The 16,574-nt window shown below is 30.1% G+C and carries 13 protein-coding genes; all 13 read right to left on the bottom strand.

All coding sequences use genetic code 11. The features are described 5' to 3' along the window. Nucleotides 1-753: 753 nt before the first annotated feature. Nucleotides 754-1,452: a hypothetical protein gene (locus DG508_RS17485; RefSeq protein ID WP_108869383.1), complete on the bottom strand. Its 699-nt coding sequence runs from the start codon at nucleotides 1,450-1,452 to the stop codon at nucleotides 754-756. A gap of 476 nt (nucleotides 1,453-1,928) precedes the next feature. Further along, nucleotides 1,929-3,848, bottom strand: coding sequence for a reverse transcriptase domain-containing protein (locus DG508_RS17490; RefSeq protein WP_108869384.1), 1,920 nt, complete (start codon nucleotides 3,846-3,848; stop codon nucleotides 1,929-1,931). A 192-nt stretch (nucleotides 3,849-4,040) separates the two neighbouring features. Next, entirely contained in the window at nucleotides 4,041-5,933 is a 1,893-nt protein-coding gene (locus DG508_RS21105; protein WP_159090902.1) for a hypothetical protein, read from the bottom strand. Between the two features lie 443 nt (nucleotides 5,934-6,376). Continuing rightward, nucleotides 6,377-7,675 (bottom strand): Fic family protein, encoded by a 1,299-nt coding sequence (locus DG508_RS17500; protein ID WP_108869386.1) that lies wholly within the window; start codon nucleotides 7,673-7,675, stop codon nucleotides 6,377-6,379. Between the two features lie 206 nt (nucleotides 7,676-7,881). Further along, a complete protein-coding gene (locus DG508_RS17505; RefSeq protein ID WP_108869387.1) occupies nucleotides 7,882-8,448 on the bottom strand; it encodes a hypothetical protein in 567 nt (188 codons plus the stop codon). 447 nt (nucleotides 8,449-8,895) lie between these two features. After that, nucleotides 8,896-9,273: a nuclear transport factor 2 family protein gene (locus tag DG508_RS17510; protein WP_108869388.1), complete on the bottom strand. Its 378-nt coding sequence runs from the start codon at nucleotides 9,271-9,273 to the stop codon at nucleotides 8,896-8,898. A 121-nt stretch (nucleotides 9,274-9,394) separates the two neighbouring features. Next, nucleotides 9,395-10,117 (bottom strand): SH3 domain-containing protein, encoded by a 723-nt coding sequence (locus DG508_RS17515; RefSeq protein WP_108869389.1) that lies wholly within the window; start codon nucleotides 10,115-10,117, stop codon nucleotides 9,395-9,397. 182 nt (nucleotides 10,118-10,299) lie between these two features. Then, nucleotides 10,300-10,980, bottom strand: coding sequence for an MBL fold metallo-hydrolase (locus DG508_RS17520; RefSeq protein ID WP_159090903.1), 681 nt, complete (start codon nucleotides 10,978-10,980; stop codon nucleotides 10,300-10,302). A gap of 301 nt (nucleotides 10,981-11,281) precedes the next feature. Beyond that, complete coding sequence (locus tag DG508_RS17525; protein ID WP_108869391.1) at nucleotides 11,282-12,472, bottom strand: leucine-rich repeat domain-containing protein; 1,191 nt, start codon at nucleotides 12,470-12,472, stop codon at nucleotides 11,282-11,284. Nucleotides 12,473-12,791: 319 nt separating this feature from the next. Next, a complete protein-coding gene (locus DG508_RS21340; RefSeq protein WP_464115339.1) occupies nucleotides 12,792-13,046 on the bottom strand; it encodes a PIN domain-containing protein in 255 nt (84 codons plus the stop codon). Between the two features lie 270 nt (nucleotides 13,047-13,316). Then, nucleotides 13,317-14,366: a helix-turn-helix domain-containing protein gene (locus DG508_RS17535; protein WP_108869392.1), complete on the bottom strand. Its 1,050-nt coding sequence runs from the start codon at nucleotides 14,364-14,366 to the stop codon at nucleotides 13,317-13,319. A gap of 300 nt (nucleotides 14,367-14,666) precedes the next feature. After that, the gene (locus DG508_RS17540) at nucleotides 14,667-15,647 is read right to left on the bottom strand and encodes a DUF6624 domain-containing protein (RefSeq protein ID WP_108869393.1); all 981 of its coding nucleotides are present in this window, start codon (nucleotides 15,645-15,647) and stop codon (nucleotides 14,667-14,669) included. Between the two features lie 344 nt (nucleotides 15,648-15,991). Continuing rightward, nucleotides 15,992-16,444: a hypothetical protein gene (locus DG508_RS17545; protein ID WP_108869394.1), complete on the bottom strand. Its 453-nt coding sequence runs from the start codon at nucleotides 16,442-16,444 to the stop codon at nucleotides 15,992-15,994. Nucleotides 16,445-16,574 lie beyond the last annotated feature (130 nt).

A 16,574-nucleotide genomic window follows, 5' to 3' on the forward strand; every position in this document is an offset into this window, starting at 1 on the left:
CTAGTTTTTTATAAAGCCAAAAAAAATGAAAAAAATTTAGCTACTCGCTACATCTGGTAGTAATACTATCACAGAGTTAAGCTGGCTTTATGCTGTAACCTACTCTAATTGATCAATCCCGCATATTTAGGCGCCCCAGCGCGGTTTTACCCTCCCCAGCGGTAGTTTGGGGTGTCCCAGCGTAGTTTTACCCCTCCCCAGCGGTGGTTTGGGGTGTCCCAGCGCAGTTTTACCCCTCCCCAGCGGTGGTTTGGGGTGTCCCAGCGCAGTTTTACCCCTCCCCAGCGGTAGTTTGGGGTGTCCCAGCGTACTTTTACCCCTCCCCAGCAGTAGTTTGAGGTTCCCCAGCACACTTTTACCCTTCCCCAGCGGTAGTTTGAGGTGTCCCTGTTGTGTTTTACTCCTCCCCAGCGGTAGTTTGGGGTGTCCCAGCGCACTTTTACCCCTCCCCAGCAGTAGTTTGAGGTTCCCCAGCACACTTTTACCCTTCCCCAGCGGTAGTTTGAGGTGTCCCTGTTGTGTAAAAGATAGTCCGCGTAACTTATATGAGACTCCCCGTGCAATTTCACCTTTTCCCAGCAGTAGTTTGGGGTGTCCCAGCGCAGTTTTACCCTTCCCCAGTGGTGGTTTGAGGTGTTCCTGTTGTGTAAAAGATAGTCCGCGCAACTATATAAAGCATCCCAGCTACTGGGGACTATATATTCTGTGCGGGGACTAGTGTTTGTATAGCTTTGCTATAAAAATGAGGGGGTGTTATCGGTTATATCTGCTGATATATCCTTGGTATCGCTCTGGGTGTTTTCTGAATAGGTGTTTGCCTGTATCACGAATCTCGTCTATGGCTTCTTTGAGGTGGGTGTATGCTTTGTCTCGTATATCTTTGGCTTTAGAATTATCAAGGATCGCCCCATTTGCTTTACCTAATAGTTCTGCTAATTCATCTGCTTGTTGCTCTGCTTGATCAAAACGGGTCATATCATAATTGATGGTTGTAAGTTCGGCGGTATTTGCTTTTGCCAATACGCTTATATCTACCAAATCTTGTATCATATCTGCATCTCCTGACCCGTCTGCAATGGCGCGTACTCGTGCAATGAGGTCTGATCGCTTGCGAAAAGCGAAGCGCAGGTCTGCCAATAGATCGTTTCTAAAGGTGTAGGCATCGGGTGATTTTGCGTTCCAAACCTTTACGGCATCTTCTCTGTCATATCGTTCTTTCATCCATACGCCTTGTGCGTATCTGCATGCTCCTGCACGAATGGGTAGGTCTTCTGCATAGGTATCCCAATCTAATCCTATATTGGTCAAGGCTTCTTTGTCTTCTTGTATCCAGACATATAGATTTTCTGCTTCTTGTACTACCACATCTATCGGGGTTCTTGGTGGTAAGGCATTTTCTGATAACATAGATTCTAGCAAACTAAGCTTGGTGTCATAATTTTGTTTTGACATGTTTTTGTATTTTATTGATTAATACTGTTTTAAAATACAATAATAGCTATAGTAAGTCCCATTTTATGAGACTAGAGTTTTTTTATTTGTTAATTGGGGGTGTTGGGGTGGGTTGATGGTGTTTATTGTGTATGGGGAGGGTGCACAACTCACTATATTTTTAGAATCATCCTTTATAGCTTTCTAAAGAAATATAACTAACTGATTTTTAAGGCTAATTATTTAAGGTTTTGTTCAAGATTTTAGTTTAATATCAGAGAAGATAGTCGTACAACGGTTACCATTGTTGTATGCCGTTTTTGTTTAACTAAATTGAGTTTTTAATTGTTTCTAAGGCTTTCAATAGAGCATCTTTTTTCTTTCCATTTTTTTCTTTTCTAATTCTAGAACTCAAAAAAAACGTTTTCCCCCTTACTCATATCTGGATCAGTCAACAAGGCATATAGCGCTAGCCTATCGGCGCGCCATATGCTTAGTTATTGTAGGCAGTTTTTTATCAGTATTAATAGTTCATTCAGTTTTTGTTTGTATCCTAAATATTCTTCTTTATTAACAACCCAATTTTCCATATGGTTTTCTCCTGGATGAGAAATATTATTTTTATTTCTTCTATCAAAAAATTGAATTGAAAAGTTAATATAGTCTATTGAGAAATTTAGTTTATCTAGAAAATCCGTAACGTTTTTTTGATTGTATTTTTTTTGTACTTCCGTGTTTTCTTCATCGACAATGAAGCAATAAATGTGAAAAACATTTAAAAGATGGTTAAATGCTACATTATACTTTTCTTCAATTTCTGCTAAGACTAACATTTTCACTTGCTGACATAATGAGTCATTTTGGATAAGTATTTCGTCTGTAAGATTTAAATCTAATGAGCTGAATTGGTCAAATTCAAAATTTCTTGTATTGAGCTTTTTTATTAATTTTAAATACGAATTGCTGTTTTTTGAATTATTAATTTTCCTTTTTTGAGTACTTGTAATTGTATTGTTTAAAATGAATTTTTCAAGTAAGTATAAATGTTGAGGATTTGAAAATTTTGATTCAATGTCTTCAAAAAGATATTTTTTGAAATCATCATTGGCAGATGATTGTTTAACTAAAAACATCAAAGTAGAAGTGTTTGCCAACGTTAAAAGAGGATTCCAATTTTTAAATTGTCTTTCTATTTTTCTTTTCGCACTCGCAGAGTTTACAAAGTTTTTTAATGATTTTGAAAATATTTCATTCAGCTTATTGTTTCCATCTGTGTCAATGTAAGCTTTCCCATTTTCTTTATAGTCTTTTTTGAGTTTTGCTATAATTTCTAAAATGTCTTCTAACTTTTCTTGTGGTGTTGCTTCTTTTTTTATTGCATCTGGAAGACTTATTACTTTTTCTTTTTTGATGAATTTTTGTAAATCAGCATCGTCTTTAATGATTAAAGTTTGAGTTTTTAATTGGTTGATTCTTGCATCTAATTTATCAGCAAGGAATTTTGAAATGCCAGTCGAAATTTCAAATATTTCATTTCCAAGAATTTCATTTGATGTTGTCTTGTTTCTTTTGTAAATAATATAAAAATCGTCGACATACCTAGAATAAACAAAGTCTTTTTCGTTTGCAATAGTTAGATTTTGAATGTAATTATCTAATTCATAAAGATATATGTAACTTAAAAAGTTTGACACAACGTTTTGAGAAAATAGAGGTAAACCTACATCGCTTTTATTAAGGAACAGAAAAACGTTTTTAATCTCTTGTATAGTAGTTGTGTCAAATTTGAATTTTTTTCCTTGTGAAGGAACTGCATATTTTTCTATAATCTGAAGTAAAATATCAAAGTCTATATTTTTATAAAATTCTTGAATATCTAATTTTATAATTACAGCTTTTTTATTAGAATCAATTATTTTTTTTATTTGCTCATTTACTGAGTTATTAAATTCAACATAATCTTTATAATAGAGTAGTTCTGATTTTGCGGGATTTTCAAAGTTTATTTTACCTCCATAAAATGTAAAAATATTATTTCTTTTATTTTTTTTATCTTCAATTTGTTTAAAAGAATCATCCATTAAATCTGAAAAATAAAAGCCTAAAGCATAATATAAAATCAGTAACTCAAAGGACAAAAAATTAAATTTCCTTACACTATAGAAACCTTTAGGAATTAAATACTTTAGATTGTAAAATTTCTTTCTGTTGTTATAGAAGACATCTTTAGAAATCAGTTCTTGATGATATTTTTTCGAATCAAAATCTTTTAATACTTTGTCTCTTCTATAAATTTCGAGTTCTATTGTTTTAAAAATATTGCTTTTTTCTTCTATTTGAGCTTTTGCTAATTCGTAAGCTTTTTGAATGTGTTCCTCTTTAAGAAAGAAGTCTGTGTTGAAGTTTTTTATAGCCATAAGCAAATCTTTCTTAATGTTTAATGGTTTGTTAAAATGTTGGCCTTAAATTGCCTACAACGGTCTCGGCTATGAGTAGTTGCGTGGGTTAGTACTTAACTTTGCAAGTACACACCAAACTGAAAATTCGCGAGAATTTTCAGAAGTAGGCGAGAACAAGCAATTACTTATAGCCATTGTTGGCATTAGTATTTATTCAAAATTGTTAATTGATTCATTTATTTTTGAAACTAAAAATTCAAATGCAATTTTATTCATTTTAGTTGTTCTTGATTTACCTATTTCCGATTCTAATTTTTCTTTTAATTGTTCTAGAAAATATTTTTCTGGATTTAAATCAGGGTAGACATATTTAGTGTAACGTCTCGCCATATCAAAACCGAATTCTATTAGTTCAGTATTTTTAGCTTTTTTCAAAGTAGACCAAAACTTATTGAAATTGAATTTGGAAAAAATTGGTTTATATCTTAATTCTGTATTTGACTCGTTAACCTTTTCCAAAAACTCTTTAAAATCATTTTGAAATAACTCGAAAAGGTTTTCAACCTCTTCTTTTTCTGATTTTACTTTGATTTCCTTATTTATTTGAATACAATATTCCGCAACCTCTTTAAGGTCTTCATAAAATTCTGTATTCGCGCTTATGTGCAAATGAAAATGAAGACTAGGCTTGTATTCAAAATTTCCTTTTTTAATTCCTCTTTTGAATCTTTTTTTCAGATTTTCTAGGTTGTAGTTTAGTAAATTGTTGAATCTAGTAGCATAGTGGAAAACCGTTGGATATTGGTCTAATTTATACTCTCCTGTGTCAACAAATTTCAGCATTTCATTAGTGAGCTTTCTATATTCATTTGTATTTAGGTCAATACATTGCCAATATGAAAGGGTATTTAAAACCTTCTCTCTTTTTGGAACTTTGTTGTCTTCTATAACAAATATTGATTTTAATTCCTCTATTAATTTGTCAATAGAAAACGAAGAACTACCAGTTATATAATTAAATATAGATTCGAAAAAAACTTTCTTTCTTTGAGCAGTATCGTCAAGATATTTTCTTTTGTAAATCTCTTGGTATGTTTCAACTTTTTCTTCTTTTGACTTTATTTTCATTGATGGTCCATCACTTAAAAATGCAGATAAGTCAAATAAACCTCCAATGTGCAAGTCTTTAATATTTTTAAAATATTTGGGCTTAAGGCTACCCATTTTATACTCAATAGAAATTGGTAAAGTGAAATTCAAAATCAATTCAAAGATTTCTTTCCTAAAAGGATTTAAATTATCATCTGTTTTTAAGTATTCATCTAAAGAGTTGAAAATGATTTTATAGTGTTCTAAAAAGAAAACTAGATTTCGTATGTTTTTGTTATTCTGCTCAATTCTTGCAATAATACTTTGATTATAATCCTTTAAATAATTAAAATAAACAGGAAGAGAATCTTTGTATTTTGAATTGATCATTTGGTCGTAAATTGAAACTACATCAGTATTGAACTTTATCGATATGCCTATAACTTTTTCTCTTATAACAGAATATGTGTCGTCCTCATTATTTGATTCTTCTTTTCTTAATACATCTTCATTTGCGATAATTATGACTTTGGTATTTGAGTTTTCCACCAAGTTATTAATGAAACCAAATAATTCTTTGATTTGTAAATCATCGCTTTTCCTATCTATGTCATCAAAACAGAGTAATAATTTGTTATAATTTATTATATCTGATGTAGAAGTGTCGGCATCATTAACGTATTGTTCTATGTCAACGCCAGAAAACACTTTTAATAAAGATTTGCCAATATCTGAAGCAATTTTAACTCCTTTGTTTTTTAATAGAGGAAACAATTCTAAAAAGATTTGTTTTTGAATTTCTTCGACACTTTTTATTCCAAATAATGAAATTAAAATAGGTCTATATTTTTCCTCGTTTTCAGAATTTGGAACATTAATGTTTCTAACTAAAGGAAAGAGTTTGTTTTTAAAATAGAAGGTTTTTCCAATACCATAATCACCACTAATTATGACTGCGTAGTTAGTGTCAATTTCTAAAAATTGGGTTATTCTTTTGGTTAAATCTTCTGTCATTTTATATTAATGCCAACAATTAATATAGTTACCATAGTAACTATACCTAGTTATATCTTAAGATAAAAGCACTCTCCTATCCTTGTTTTATATCTAGAATAAAAATACTGCTATTTTATACACAAGTGGTTACGGGAAACCCTTATAAAAATTAATAAAATACTGTATGGTTGGTATTGAGAAGTGAGTATTGAGTAGTGAGAAAACTGTATTTAGTATTAGTTATTGGGTGTTCTATAGTACTCCTTGGTTCCCACCCTGCGCTGGGAGGACAAAGCTTTCTCTATAAAACAGCGCTGGTATTTGGTTATTGGTGAAACTTGGTATGTATAAAGAAAGCCTTTGTAGAGAGGGGTATAGTGGGTTGTTTGTATGGGTTTGTGTGTTTGGTTACGGGTGTTATATGATTTACATATAAAAATTTAGTATATAGTTTGTTTCTTTTATAATTTAAATTCCTTTATTATTTTGTCAAAGTTTTCTGATTTAATAAAGTTTTGTTTTTTCTTGTTTACCTGTATTATGTCAAGAAAGCCTAATTTTACTAAAGTTTTTAAATCTGCTCTGGCAGTAAAATTAGAAACGTTGAATCTAGCTTCAATCTCTTTAGTACTTAATACTCTATCAGAATCATCATTTAATAATTTGAGTATTTGAGCAGTTCTCTCATTTATTTCAGATATTTTCATGAATTTTGCAGCCTGAAAAACTTCTTTTTGTTTTCTATTAATATACTCTTTTAGGGCTTCATAGGATTTTTCCATTGTTTTAATATGGTATGTAATGAAATAACTTAAATCATTGTCATCCATTTCGGTATATAAATATGATTTTTCGTATTGATTTTTTGTGTCTTGTATTATTTTTGAAATAGACAAATATTCTGTTAACCAATAGCCTTTTTTTAGCATATACCAGTAAAATAAAGCCCTAGCAGTTCTCCCATTGCCATCTGTAAATGGATGAATCCATCCTATCATAAAATGAACGATACAACCTTTTATAATTGGATGTATAAAATCATTAGTATCGTTGTTAAAGAACACGCATAACTCATCAATTAATTTTTCTAAATCTTTTTTTAATGGAGGTGTGTGTACAATTTCTCCTTTGGTATAGTCAACAACATGTACATTATCATTTTTTCTAAAGCATCCTTCTTCATCAATAGAATCTAACGTTTCATTTGAAATCAGTTTGTGAATGTATAATATGTTTTCGGGGGATAGATCTTTTTCTTTGTTTTGAACAATATATTTCATTGTTATGAAATTGTTCATTATCATTAGCTCTGATTTGTTTTTAGGTTTTTTTTCAAGTTGAATCATTTCTTTAGCCTTTTTTCTTGTAGTATTGGCTCCTTCTATTTGGCTACTTGAAATAGACTCTTCTATCAATGAACTAATTATATATTTTGTTTTATCTGTTTCTGCTATTCCTATATTACTACCAAGAGTTCCTCCTATATGCATATCGAATTTATGTAAAGCTCTTTGCATAAAGTCTGTTACTATAAATGAAAAAGAATAGTTTCCAAAATTAATTCTATTTGCTTTTAATATTCTATCTAATTTAACTGCATTCCATAATTTATTAGGAGAATATTTTTTTGACTTATATTTAATTTTATCCCAATAAAGGTATTCATCTTGGATACTTTTCAATGTTCCATTTAATTGTAATTCTACCATTAAAGAGATAGTATCCTTATCTTCCTTATATTTAGGTGCTTGTTCTAACATAAGATACAAATATATAAAAATAGCGAGATTATTCAATAATCTCGCTATTTCATTTGTTTTTGAATTGTTCGTTAAGATACATGGTTTACACTAAATTGATTTCTAACCCTCTGGATTGTTATTGTTTTTTTAGATATTGACTGAGTATTGAAATATAGTAAATTATAGTATAGCTTATAGCAAAGGGCTTTATATAGGATATAGTGTTAGGCTTTGTTTTTATATTCGTTTATTACTTCATCATCCCATATTTGGGCTTCAATATATTTATCATATTTTAATCTTTCTTCGGTCAGACACTTTTCATTCGATGGAATACCGTATTCATTTATTAGGTCATTCATTTCGTCCAATAGGAAAACTTGTCCGTTACAATCTTTTCTATATGTAGCAAGTTTTGGTTCGTCGTAAAATTGAAATGACACCATACTGTCAGGATAAGTAAAACTTATGTGCTCAGATCTAAAGTCAGTTAAGGGAATTTTTATAATTCCTGGATTTATATACCAAGTTTTTGCCCAATCACATTCTCCCAAAGTAAAATAGAAAGGGTCATTTCTATTAGGTTTTCCTCCCTTTAAAATTAATTGCTCTTTAATTCTCTTTTCTAATGCTAATCTTAATTCAATATAATTATTAGGTCTTTTACTATTCCATCCTTTTGAGATTTGACTTTGGATTTTTTCAGCTTCTTGATAACCGTTTTCAGTAATATTTCGGAAAGGTCCATTTTCAAGTTCGTAATAATGAAATAAGAATTTAGGTATGTCCATTTAGTTTAGTTAATTAAACCTAACAACAAAGCATAGTTACTATAATAACTATACTCCTTATTTATTTAGAATAAAAATACTATTATTTTTTATTATACGCTTTGTAGAGAACCCCTCATAAAAATTAATAAAATATTGTATAGCAGCTGGTATTGAGAAGTGAGTAGTGAGTAGTGAGAAAACTGTATTGAGTATTAGTTATTGGGTGTTCTATAGTACTCCTTGGTTCCCACCCTGCACTGGGAGGACAAAACTTTCTCTATAAAACAGCGCTGGTATTTGGTTATTGGTGAAACTTGGTATGTATAAAGAAAGCTTCTGTATAGAGGGGTATAGTTGTTTTTGTATTTGGTTATGTAATGGCTATTGGTGTTTGTAAATAGTAATAAACTTTCGTAAATCACCAAACGTTCTATTTGCTATGTACAGTGAGCAGTTGGTTTTTGATTAGTACATTTTATTTGGATTGGCTGAGTTCTTAGGAATCTGTTGAATTGAATCCCAATGTTCACAAATTTTCCCATTTTTATCAAATCTAAAAAAGTCCATTGTAACATATTGGTCGTTCCCTGGCCATATCTGATGAGTGTGTAGTGCAACAAGATTCCCTTCAGAAATGCATCTCACAAATTCAATGGATTTATCAGGGTATTCTTCCTGCATTCTTTCAAAATAATTGATAAACCCTTGAGTACCATCTGCAACATCAGGATTGTGTTGAATATATTCTTCTCCAACATATTGTTTTATCGCATTTTTGGGGTTTCCCTCATAAGCCATTTTGTAAAAGGCTATTGCATTATTTTTGTTGTCTTCTGTGTTCATAATTTCTCGTTTTTACTTGCTGGTAAACAATAAAATATATGTTTGTTAAGATACATAGTTTATACAAGTTAAAGAGTAACCTTTATTAGCTATGTTTTACACACTGTGTTGCAACCATTTATTATTCTGCTGCTGCACCAATAAAAATACTTGAAACTTTTCCATTTTCAAATCCAAAAATAACTCCACCATATATTGAGCCTGCAATAATTTGATTTTCACTAAAAGACAAATCATCAATATATTTAGTGTATGATTTCAAAACGTCTGTAATAGATGAATTTATCCCTATTTTTTTTGAATTTTTATAATTACAAGGTTCTGATATAGTTATCATAAAGACTGTTTTTTTAGAGTCCGCAGATTCTGATTCCATATGTAATGTGATACCATTATCGTATTTCCACTCTTGGATATATGCGGGAATTGCAGACCATTCTTGGTCTTCTCCTTTTTTTGATGGGACTCCTATCCTTTTTATTACTTCTTTTTGGGTTAAACCTAGTTTTAACCAGGAATCGAATGTTTCATTAAAATAATCATATTCTAAATCTTGGGTTATTTCGAGATATTCTTTAAAAACATAGCCTGAAAGCTTATCAGTTTTTATTTTAACCCAAAACCCTTCAATAATTTTACCATCTTCGTTTAATTTAAGAGGTTCAAGAGTTCTTTCAATTATTGTTGCTTTCTGCTTATAATCAAGTTTTCCTATTTTTTTACTTTTTAAAGAAGGTTCTTTTCTTACATTCAGACCCGATTTAGCAGTTATAATACAATCTTGTGAAGATAAATTTAATGTTGTTATTAGTAAAATTATAGTCGTTAGATTTTTAAATTTCATAAAAGTTTTTTTCTTATTGGTTACAATGTCTCGTTGCGTGTAGAAAAACACTTGCTCTTCTGTCTGGTACGTAGTCGAATTTTAAAATTTTATTTTTAGCTTACATTCTCAAAACGCAAAAATTTAAAAGTTTGGTGAACTTTGCAAACACGCCTAAACCTTATGTTAAGTGGCAGTTTTGCCTATCGGTTTTGCAAGTACTCACTTAGTTTTCTCTTTCCATTTCTAGTTATTATTTTGTAATGAAACGGATAAATATTCACAAAATCATATTTCAATAATTCCTTGCAACTATTTATTCTATCCTCCAGATTTTCATAGTCGTTCTGACTTTCTTGAGAAAAATCTCTTATTTCTCCATCTTTATTGCCGTAAAATGTATCTCCTGAAAATAGTGATTTTGATTTTTTTTCCAATACACATATTGCTCCTGCACTATGCCCTGGTGTATGGACAACTTCTATGTTTTCGGCAAAATTTGGCACCTCTGTGAAGAATACATCGGGTTTCATTTTCAACCAAGGATGATTAGTGTCGGCTTTATGTGCATAAACTTTTAGTCCGATTTTTTCTTGCCATTTTGTTCCATCTGATATCCCACAAGAACCATGGGAAATTATGGCGTAGGCAGGTTTATCGAACGAGAGTATGAATTTCTCAATTTCCTTGGTATAAGTTGGAATGTCGAATAGCAAAACTTTGTCTTCTAGTTCAATCAAATATGTGTGGACTTCTTCGCTATAAAAATATTGGTTGTTTATTTCATAAATGTCTGTTTGCAGTTTGGTATAGACTGGTTCGTTTTTCATATTACAAGAACTGAAAAACAAGGCTGAAACTATTAGATATGTTATCATTTTCATCAATGCTTTTTTTAAATCGCCATTAACAATAAAATATAGCAATTATACTCCTTATATATTTAGAATAAAAATACTATTATTTTTTATCATACCTATTGCAAAAAATAGCTGTAAAGATCAATAAAAATACTGTATAGCAACTGGTATTGAGTAGTGAGAAAACTGTATTGAGTATTAGTTATTGGGTGATGGTGAAACTTTGGTATATATAAAGAAAGCTTCTGTATAGAGGAGTATAGTGTGTTGTTTTCTTTAAAATTAGGGGTTTGTGTCGTGGTTATTGGTCTTACAAGTAGGCATTCTAATCATCTATTTCACAAGAAGGTAATATTGTATTGATTCTTAATGTTTCATCTTGGTTAAATTGGTTTTTATCTGTCATAATTTTTTCAAGATTGTACAAGTTTATAATGGAATCTGGCATTTTTGTTATGTAGTTTCCAAAAATAGAAAGTTCTCTTAAATTCGTAGATTTATTAATTGCATTTGAAAGAAAATTTAATTCATTATTATCTAAGTAAAGATCTCTGATGTTTTTAAGGTCCCAAAAGGAATCATCTATTTTTTGGATTTGATTCGATGCAAGATCAAATTTTTCTAATAGTTTAAGCATTCCAAACGACTCTGGAAGTTTTGTTAATTTATTGTTTGTTATTTCTAGCTTGTATAGGTTTTCTAGGTTTCCAAATGAATTGGGTAGTTCTTCAATATCATTTTCATTTAAATTTAAGGTATATAGTGCTTTTAAGTTTCCAAAACTATTAGGTAAATATTTCAGCTTGTTTTTCTCAATATTTAAATCTCTTAAGTTTATAAAATTTCCAAATGATTCTGGTAGTGTTTTAAGCATATTTTTTCTTAAATATAAACTCTTAATTTTTGTAAGATTTCCAATAGAGTTTGGTAAACTTTCTAACAAGTTCATATGAAGCGATAGCTCTGTTAATTTGGTCAGATTACCAAAAGATTCAGGTAGTTTTTTAATCTTATTAGCATAGAGCTTTAATTCTATGAGATTAGTAAGTTCACCTATAGATTCATCAATTATAGAAAGTTCATTGAAATGAAGATAAAGTCTCTTTAAACGCTTTAGTGTTCTTATATTTTTAGGAAGATGAGTAAGTTTATTTTCAGAAAATGAGAGTGTTTCTAGATTTGTTAATTCAAAAACTACAGAGGGTATATAAGTAAACTCATTTGAATGAAAGGAAAGCTTTTTTATTTTTTTTAGGTTACCAAATGATTTAGGAAGGTCTTCTAAATCATTAAAGTCTAAATTGAGTTCAATTAAGTTTTTGAATTTTCCAAAAGTTTCTGGAAGGCTACTGATTTTTTTATTAGAAAGATCTAACTCAATAACATTATTTGGATACTTTAAAGCCTCTGATATAGAATAATATTTAGTTTTAGGAGCCTTACAGTTCATTATTAGTGTAATAGTTATAATAAAAACAACATTTTTTCTTATTTTATTAATAATATCTGTAGTCATCTAATTTGGGTTGGATATTTTTTGCTATGGTAACAATAAACTATAGTCCTATAGCAACTATACCCCTTATATATTTAGAATAAAAATACTATTATTTTTTATCATACGTTTTGCAGGAAACCCCCTCATAAAAAATTAATAAAAAAACTGTGTAGCAACTAGTGTTGAGAGGTTAGTATTGAGTAGTGAGAAAACTGTATTGAGTATTAGTTATTGGTTGATGGTGAAACTTGGTATATATAAATAAAGCTCCTGTATAGAGGGGTATAGTAGGTTGTTTTCATTAAAATTAGGGATTTGTGCGCAAAGGTTACTGGTGTTACCCAACGTGTTTTTCGTCATTCCACAGTTCAACCCTCTTGTCAATCTCTTTTTTTGGAAGCCTGTTATTTAGCAGAATTAATTGTTTAATTTTTTCAACTGCATCTTGGAAACTTATCAGATTTTGATTTAGAAGCACATCAAAGAGATAAATTATTCCACGAACCTCAATGTTGTCCTTACTGGCTTGTTTTCTTAATTTCCCGTCACCTGTTAAAAGAACTCCTGACATTTTCTTGCTGTAATACCACACAGAACAATCTTCAAAACTTAATCCTGAGCTTTTTTCTAAGATTGTGATTATACCTTGAAAATCTGTTGCTTCTATGGTTTCTAATACTGTAAGTTTTTTTTATTGTTTAAACTTATAATTGGTGTCCTCTGCTCATCATTTAATTCATCGAGAACAAAGTCTGTTGTATGTAAATCAAAGTCAAGCTTGGAAAAAGCGTCTATAAGTTCCAGTTTTACTAAGTCGATTAAAATATTAGCATCATTAATAACAATTTTCATAATGCTAAAACTATATTAATGAACTTTCCTTAACACTCTCAATATTCTTATTTAATAATGAAGATGCTTTACTTATAGAAATGTTCTCTTGCGATAAAGCTCTGTAAACTAATTGCTCGAATCGAGAAGATTTTTCAGGGGTTTCAAAACGTGATGCATTTACTTCTCTATTTAAAGAAGGATTAAACCTAGTTTTTTTATAAAAATCTGAATGTCGTTGTTTACTTAAAATTCCAGAATCAACCAATCTATAGATAATAGCTGGAATACTTATTCCATATTTTTTTTGAGTAGTAATTAATTCAGCAAGAGTAATATGGTTTCTTTTTCCACCAAATTCTTTCACAACAATTTCTCTAGGAAAGAGAAATTCTGCTGCAAACTTATTACAAAACTGTTCTTCTTTTTTAGTTTCACAATCAGGAAGATTGAGTAGTAAATGTCCTAATTCGTGAAGTAATGTAAATCTTTTTCGCTCAACAGGAAAATTTCCATTAACAACAATTACAGGGTATTTGCTATTAACATAAGTAGCTAAACCGTCAAACTTATCATCTACATCATATAACTCAATGACTTTGATTTCTTTGTCCTCCAATAGTTGGATAATGTTATGCATAGGGTCAATGCCAATATTCCATTTAGTCCTTAATTTTAGTACTGCTTTTTCTATATCTTCTATTTTGTTAATGCTAACATTCTCTATTTCATTTTTAAACCTATAGTCAATAGAAAGAGTGTCTTCTAACCAAAGATAATTTTCTAAATTAATTTTAATTTGCTCTTTCAAAGAGCTTTGTTTTTTGATTGAAAAACTAGATTTTTTTCTAAAATTTATTTCGCCTAACTCAACTTGAAAAGAACTAAAGAAATAGTCAATTTTCAATCCAAATAACTTTGATAATTTTAGAAATTTTGAACTAGTAGGTATGGCTTCACCATTTTCATATTTGCTTACCATTTGCTTAGAAACCCCTAATTCGTCTGCAACATTTTGTTGAGATAAGCATTTAAGTACTCTTGCGTTTTTAATACGATTAGCGACTAAGTTTTCCATCATTCAGTGTTATTTGGTTGACAAAATTACTTAAATCTAATTAATTGTCAACTAAAAAGCAAAATATTAACGGTTTTCTTATATGCATGGGTAGCATCAAAGTAAACTCAGCTATAGTGTCGTTAATTAAATTGTTTGTGTAGCATTAGCAAAAGCAAACAATTTAATCAATTGAGTTTACAAAGTGTTATGTTTAGTTCAGTTTTCTCAAAGCTAAGAAGTTTTCTATAGAGAGGGGTATAGTGTATTGTTTTATATATGGTTGTAGAATTGTGCGACAGTTACTATTGTTAATAGTAGCTTTTATTTTTTTTCATCCTTCATTTTTTCCATTCTCTCAATGTGCTTATTAACATCCCAAGTCATTCCCCAATTACTTATGTAACCTTCAATTGTGCCAAGTCCAACTTGTGCTCTTCTTTCATTAACTTTTTTAGGGTTTTCTATAGGTAAAAGATAATGTTTTCCTGTTTCTTGGTCTCTACCAACTTGACTTCCATATATTTGTTTTCCGCCCTTTCTTAAAGCCACTCTGTCTTCCAAAAGAGCTAAACTACTTGCTCTGGCATTTCCATTTTTTACAGCTTCTTGCATTATTGGTAAATACTTCTCTTGAACTTGTAGAGGAGAATGTTGTATTACAAGAAATAAAGTTGAGTTTCCTTGATTACCAACTACATTAGTACCTAACCAACCTTTTTCATCAAGTATTTTTTGAACTTTAATCAGATTGATAGAATCTTTTTCGTTGATCAACTCCCAATGTTTTTTCATTTCTTCAGATTCACGACCATACTTTTGTTCAACTTCTCTGATTTGTTTTCTGTAGGTTTGGTCTTCTCTATAAATTGTATCAAGTATTGCAACCAGGGATTTGTCTAAGTCTTTTTCTGCTTCATACTTATTAGCTTTAACCAATTGGATTAATTTATCCCATTTTTTATTATTATGTAATGAATTAAAGTGAGAGTCGGTTGTGATATGATTATACTTTTTGTATTTTATTTTTGGGTGTTCAGCTAAATAAAATAAATGATAAAACGCTTTTTCAGAATCTCCAGCCAACACAAAATTGCAAGCAGAATTATATCTATCATTAGGATAAGCTTTTCCATCATTTGCATCAAATGCTTTCTGATATTCAATTGCGGAATTTTTATAGTCTTTTGCTTCATACAATGAATCAGCTTTTTTGATATAAGATTTATATTCTGATATATTTTTTTGTCCAAATGCAAAACTTGAAATTATTCCGATTAGTGTTATTAGAATTAATTTTTTCATAAGATTCACCATTATGTGTGCTAACGTAGTTTAACATATGTGTTGTAACTATGCAAATTGTTACCCTACTTTTCAGGTTTTCTGCATATTAGCTGCTATATTTTTCTTTTTACAAGCATTGAACTATCATAAATATACGGGAACCGATCGATTAACCACAAAACGGCTATGAACACAGTTATGGTATTTTCATCTTTTTTTAACAGAACATGGTGGGAGAAATTAAAATTATTTTCCCCATTAGTTTTTTTCTAATATTAATATTTTCTCCAAGGATAGCAACTTTCTTTTCACAATCAAAGTCGTCAAGATAGAAAGGTGCTTGAAAAATGGTTTCCGATTTATTAGTTGAATTTGAAAAACCCTTGAATATAGTTCCTGTATGCATAACTCCATGGAATTATTAATAAATTCAAAGTAACTCCTGTTACGCAGATCCAGAAAAACGAGCTCAAATCATCGTCCAATAATCCGTTATTTTTTGCTGGCAAGTAGGTTCCAATAAGCCAAGCTGATTTGTAAAGCAATTGAAGCAGAAGAATAGGTAGCATCTTTAATGGAAACCTGATTCCAATTAAATTTAATAGAGAAAAACCTGCCCAAAAACTTATTGTTACACCAGTTAAAGTGTCCATTTGTTCTTTTGGAAAAATAATAATTGACCAATTATCAAATGCTAAACTAATGAAATTTAAAAAAAATAGCCCTCGCATTATATGTAACCTCCATTTCGGTGGTTTTTGAATAGCATAAGAGGTATCAGTTTTTTCTTTTCCAATACTAAGTTCTGATTCCATAATAAATTTAGTTGTTTTATTGATGAGTAATAACCTGAGTTCGACGTAAGGAATAGTTTTTTTTACTTGTAGAAAAAGCAGAAAATAATTATATTTAAGTATCTAACATTCAAATATTTAACTCTAAACC

The organism is Aquimarina aquimarini (assembly GCF_900299535.1).
GTDB classification, from domain to species: domain Bacteria; phylum Bacteroidota; class Bacteroidia; order Flavobacteriales; family Flavobacteriaceae; genus Aquimarina; species Aquimarina aquimarini.

Coding starts and splice junctions, on each gene's coding strand:
- DG508_RS17500 (WP_108869386.1), bottom strand. CDS start 7,675: ATGTTAGAACAAGCACCTAAATATAAGGAAGATAAGGATACTATCTCT.
- DG508_RS17490 (WP_108869384.1), bottom strand. CDS start 3,848: ATGGCTATAAAAAACTTCAACACAGACTTCTTTCTTAAAGAGGAACAC.
- DG508_RS21105 (WP_159090902.1), bottom strand. CDS start 5,933: ATGACAGAAGATTTAACCAAAAGAATAACCCAATTTTTAGAAATTGAC.
- DG508_RS17525 (WP_108869391.1), bottom strand. CDS start 12,472: ATGACTACAGATATTATTAATAAAATAAGAAAAAATGTTGTTTTTATT.
- DG508_RS17540 (WP_108869393.1), bottom strand. CDS start 15,647: ATGAAAAAATTAATTCTAATAACACTAATCGGAATAATTTCAAGTTTT.
- DG508_RS17485 (WP_108869383.1), bottom strand. CDS start 1,452: ATGTCAAAACAAAATTATGACACCAAGCTTAGTTTGCTAGAATCTATG.
- DG508_RS17535 (WP_108869392.1), bottom strand. CDS start 14,366: ATGATGGAAAACTTAGTCGCTAATCGTATTAAAAACGCAAGAGTACTT.
- DG508_RS17520 (WP_159090903.1), bottom strand. CDS start 10,980: ATGAAAATGATAACATATCTAATAGTTTCAGCCTTGTTTTTCAGTTCT.
- DG508_RS17515 (WP_108869389.1), bottom strand. CDS start 10,117: ATGAAATTTAAAAATCTAACGACTATAATTTTACTAATAACAACATTA.
- DG508_RS17545 (WP_108869394.1), bottom strand. CDS start 16,444: ATGGAATCAGAACTTAGTATTGGAAAAGAAAAAACTGATACCTCTTAT.
- DG508_RS17510 (WP_108869388.1), bottom strand. CDS start 9,273: ATGAACACAGAAGACAACAAAAATAATGCAATAGCCTTTTACAAAATG.
- DG508_RS17505 (WP_108869387.1), bottom strand. CDS start 8,448: ATGGACATACCTAAATTCTTATTTCATTATTACGAACTTGAAAATGGA.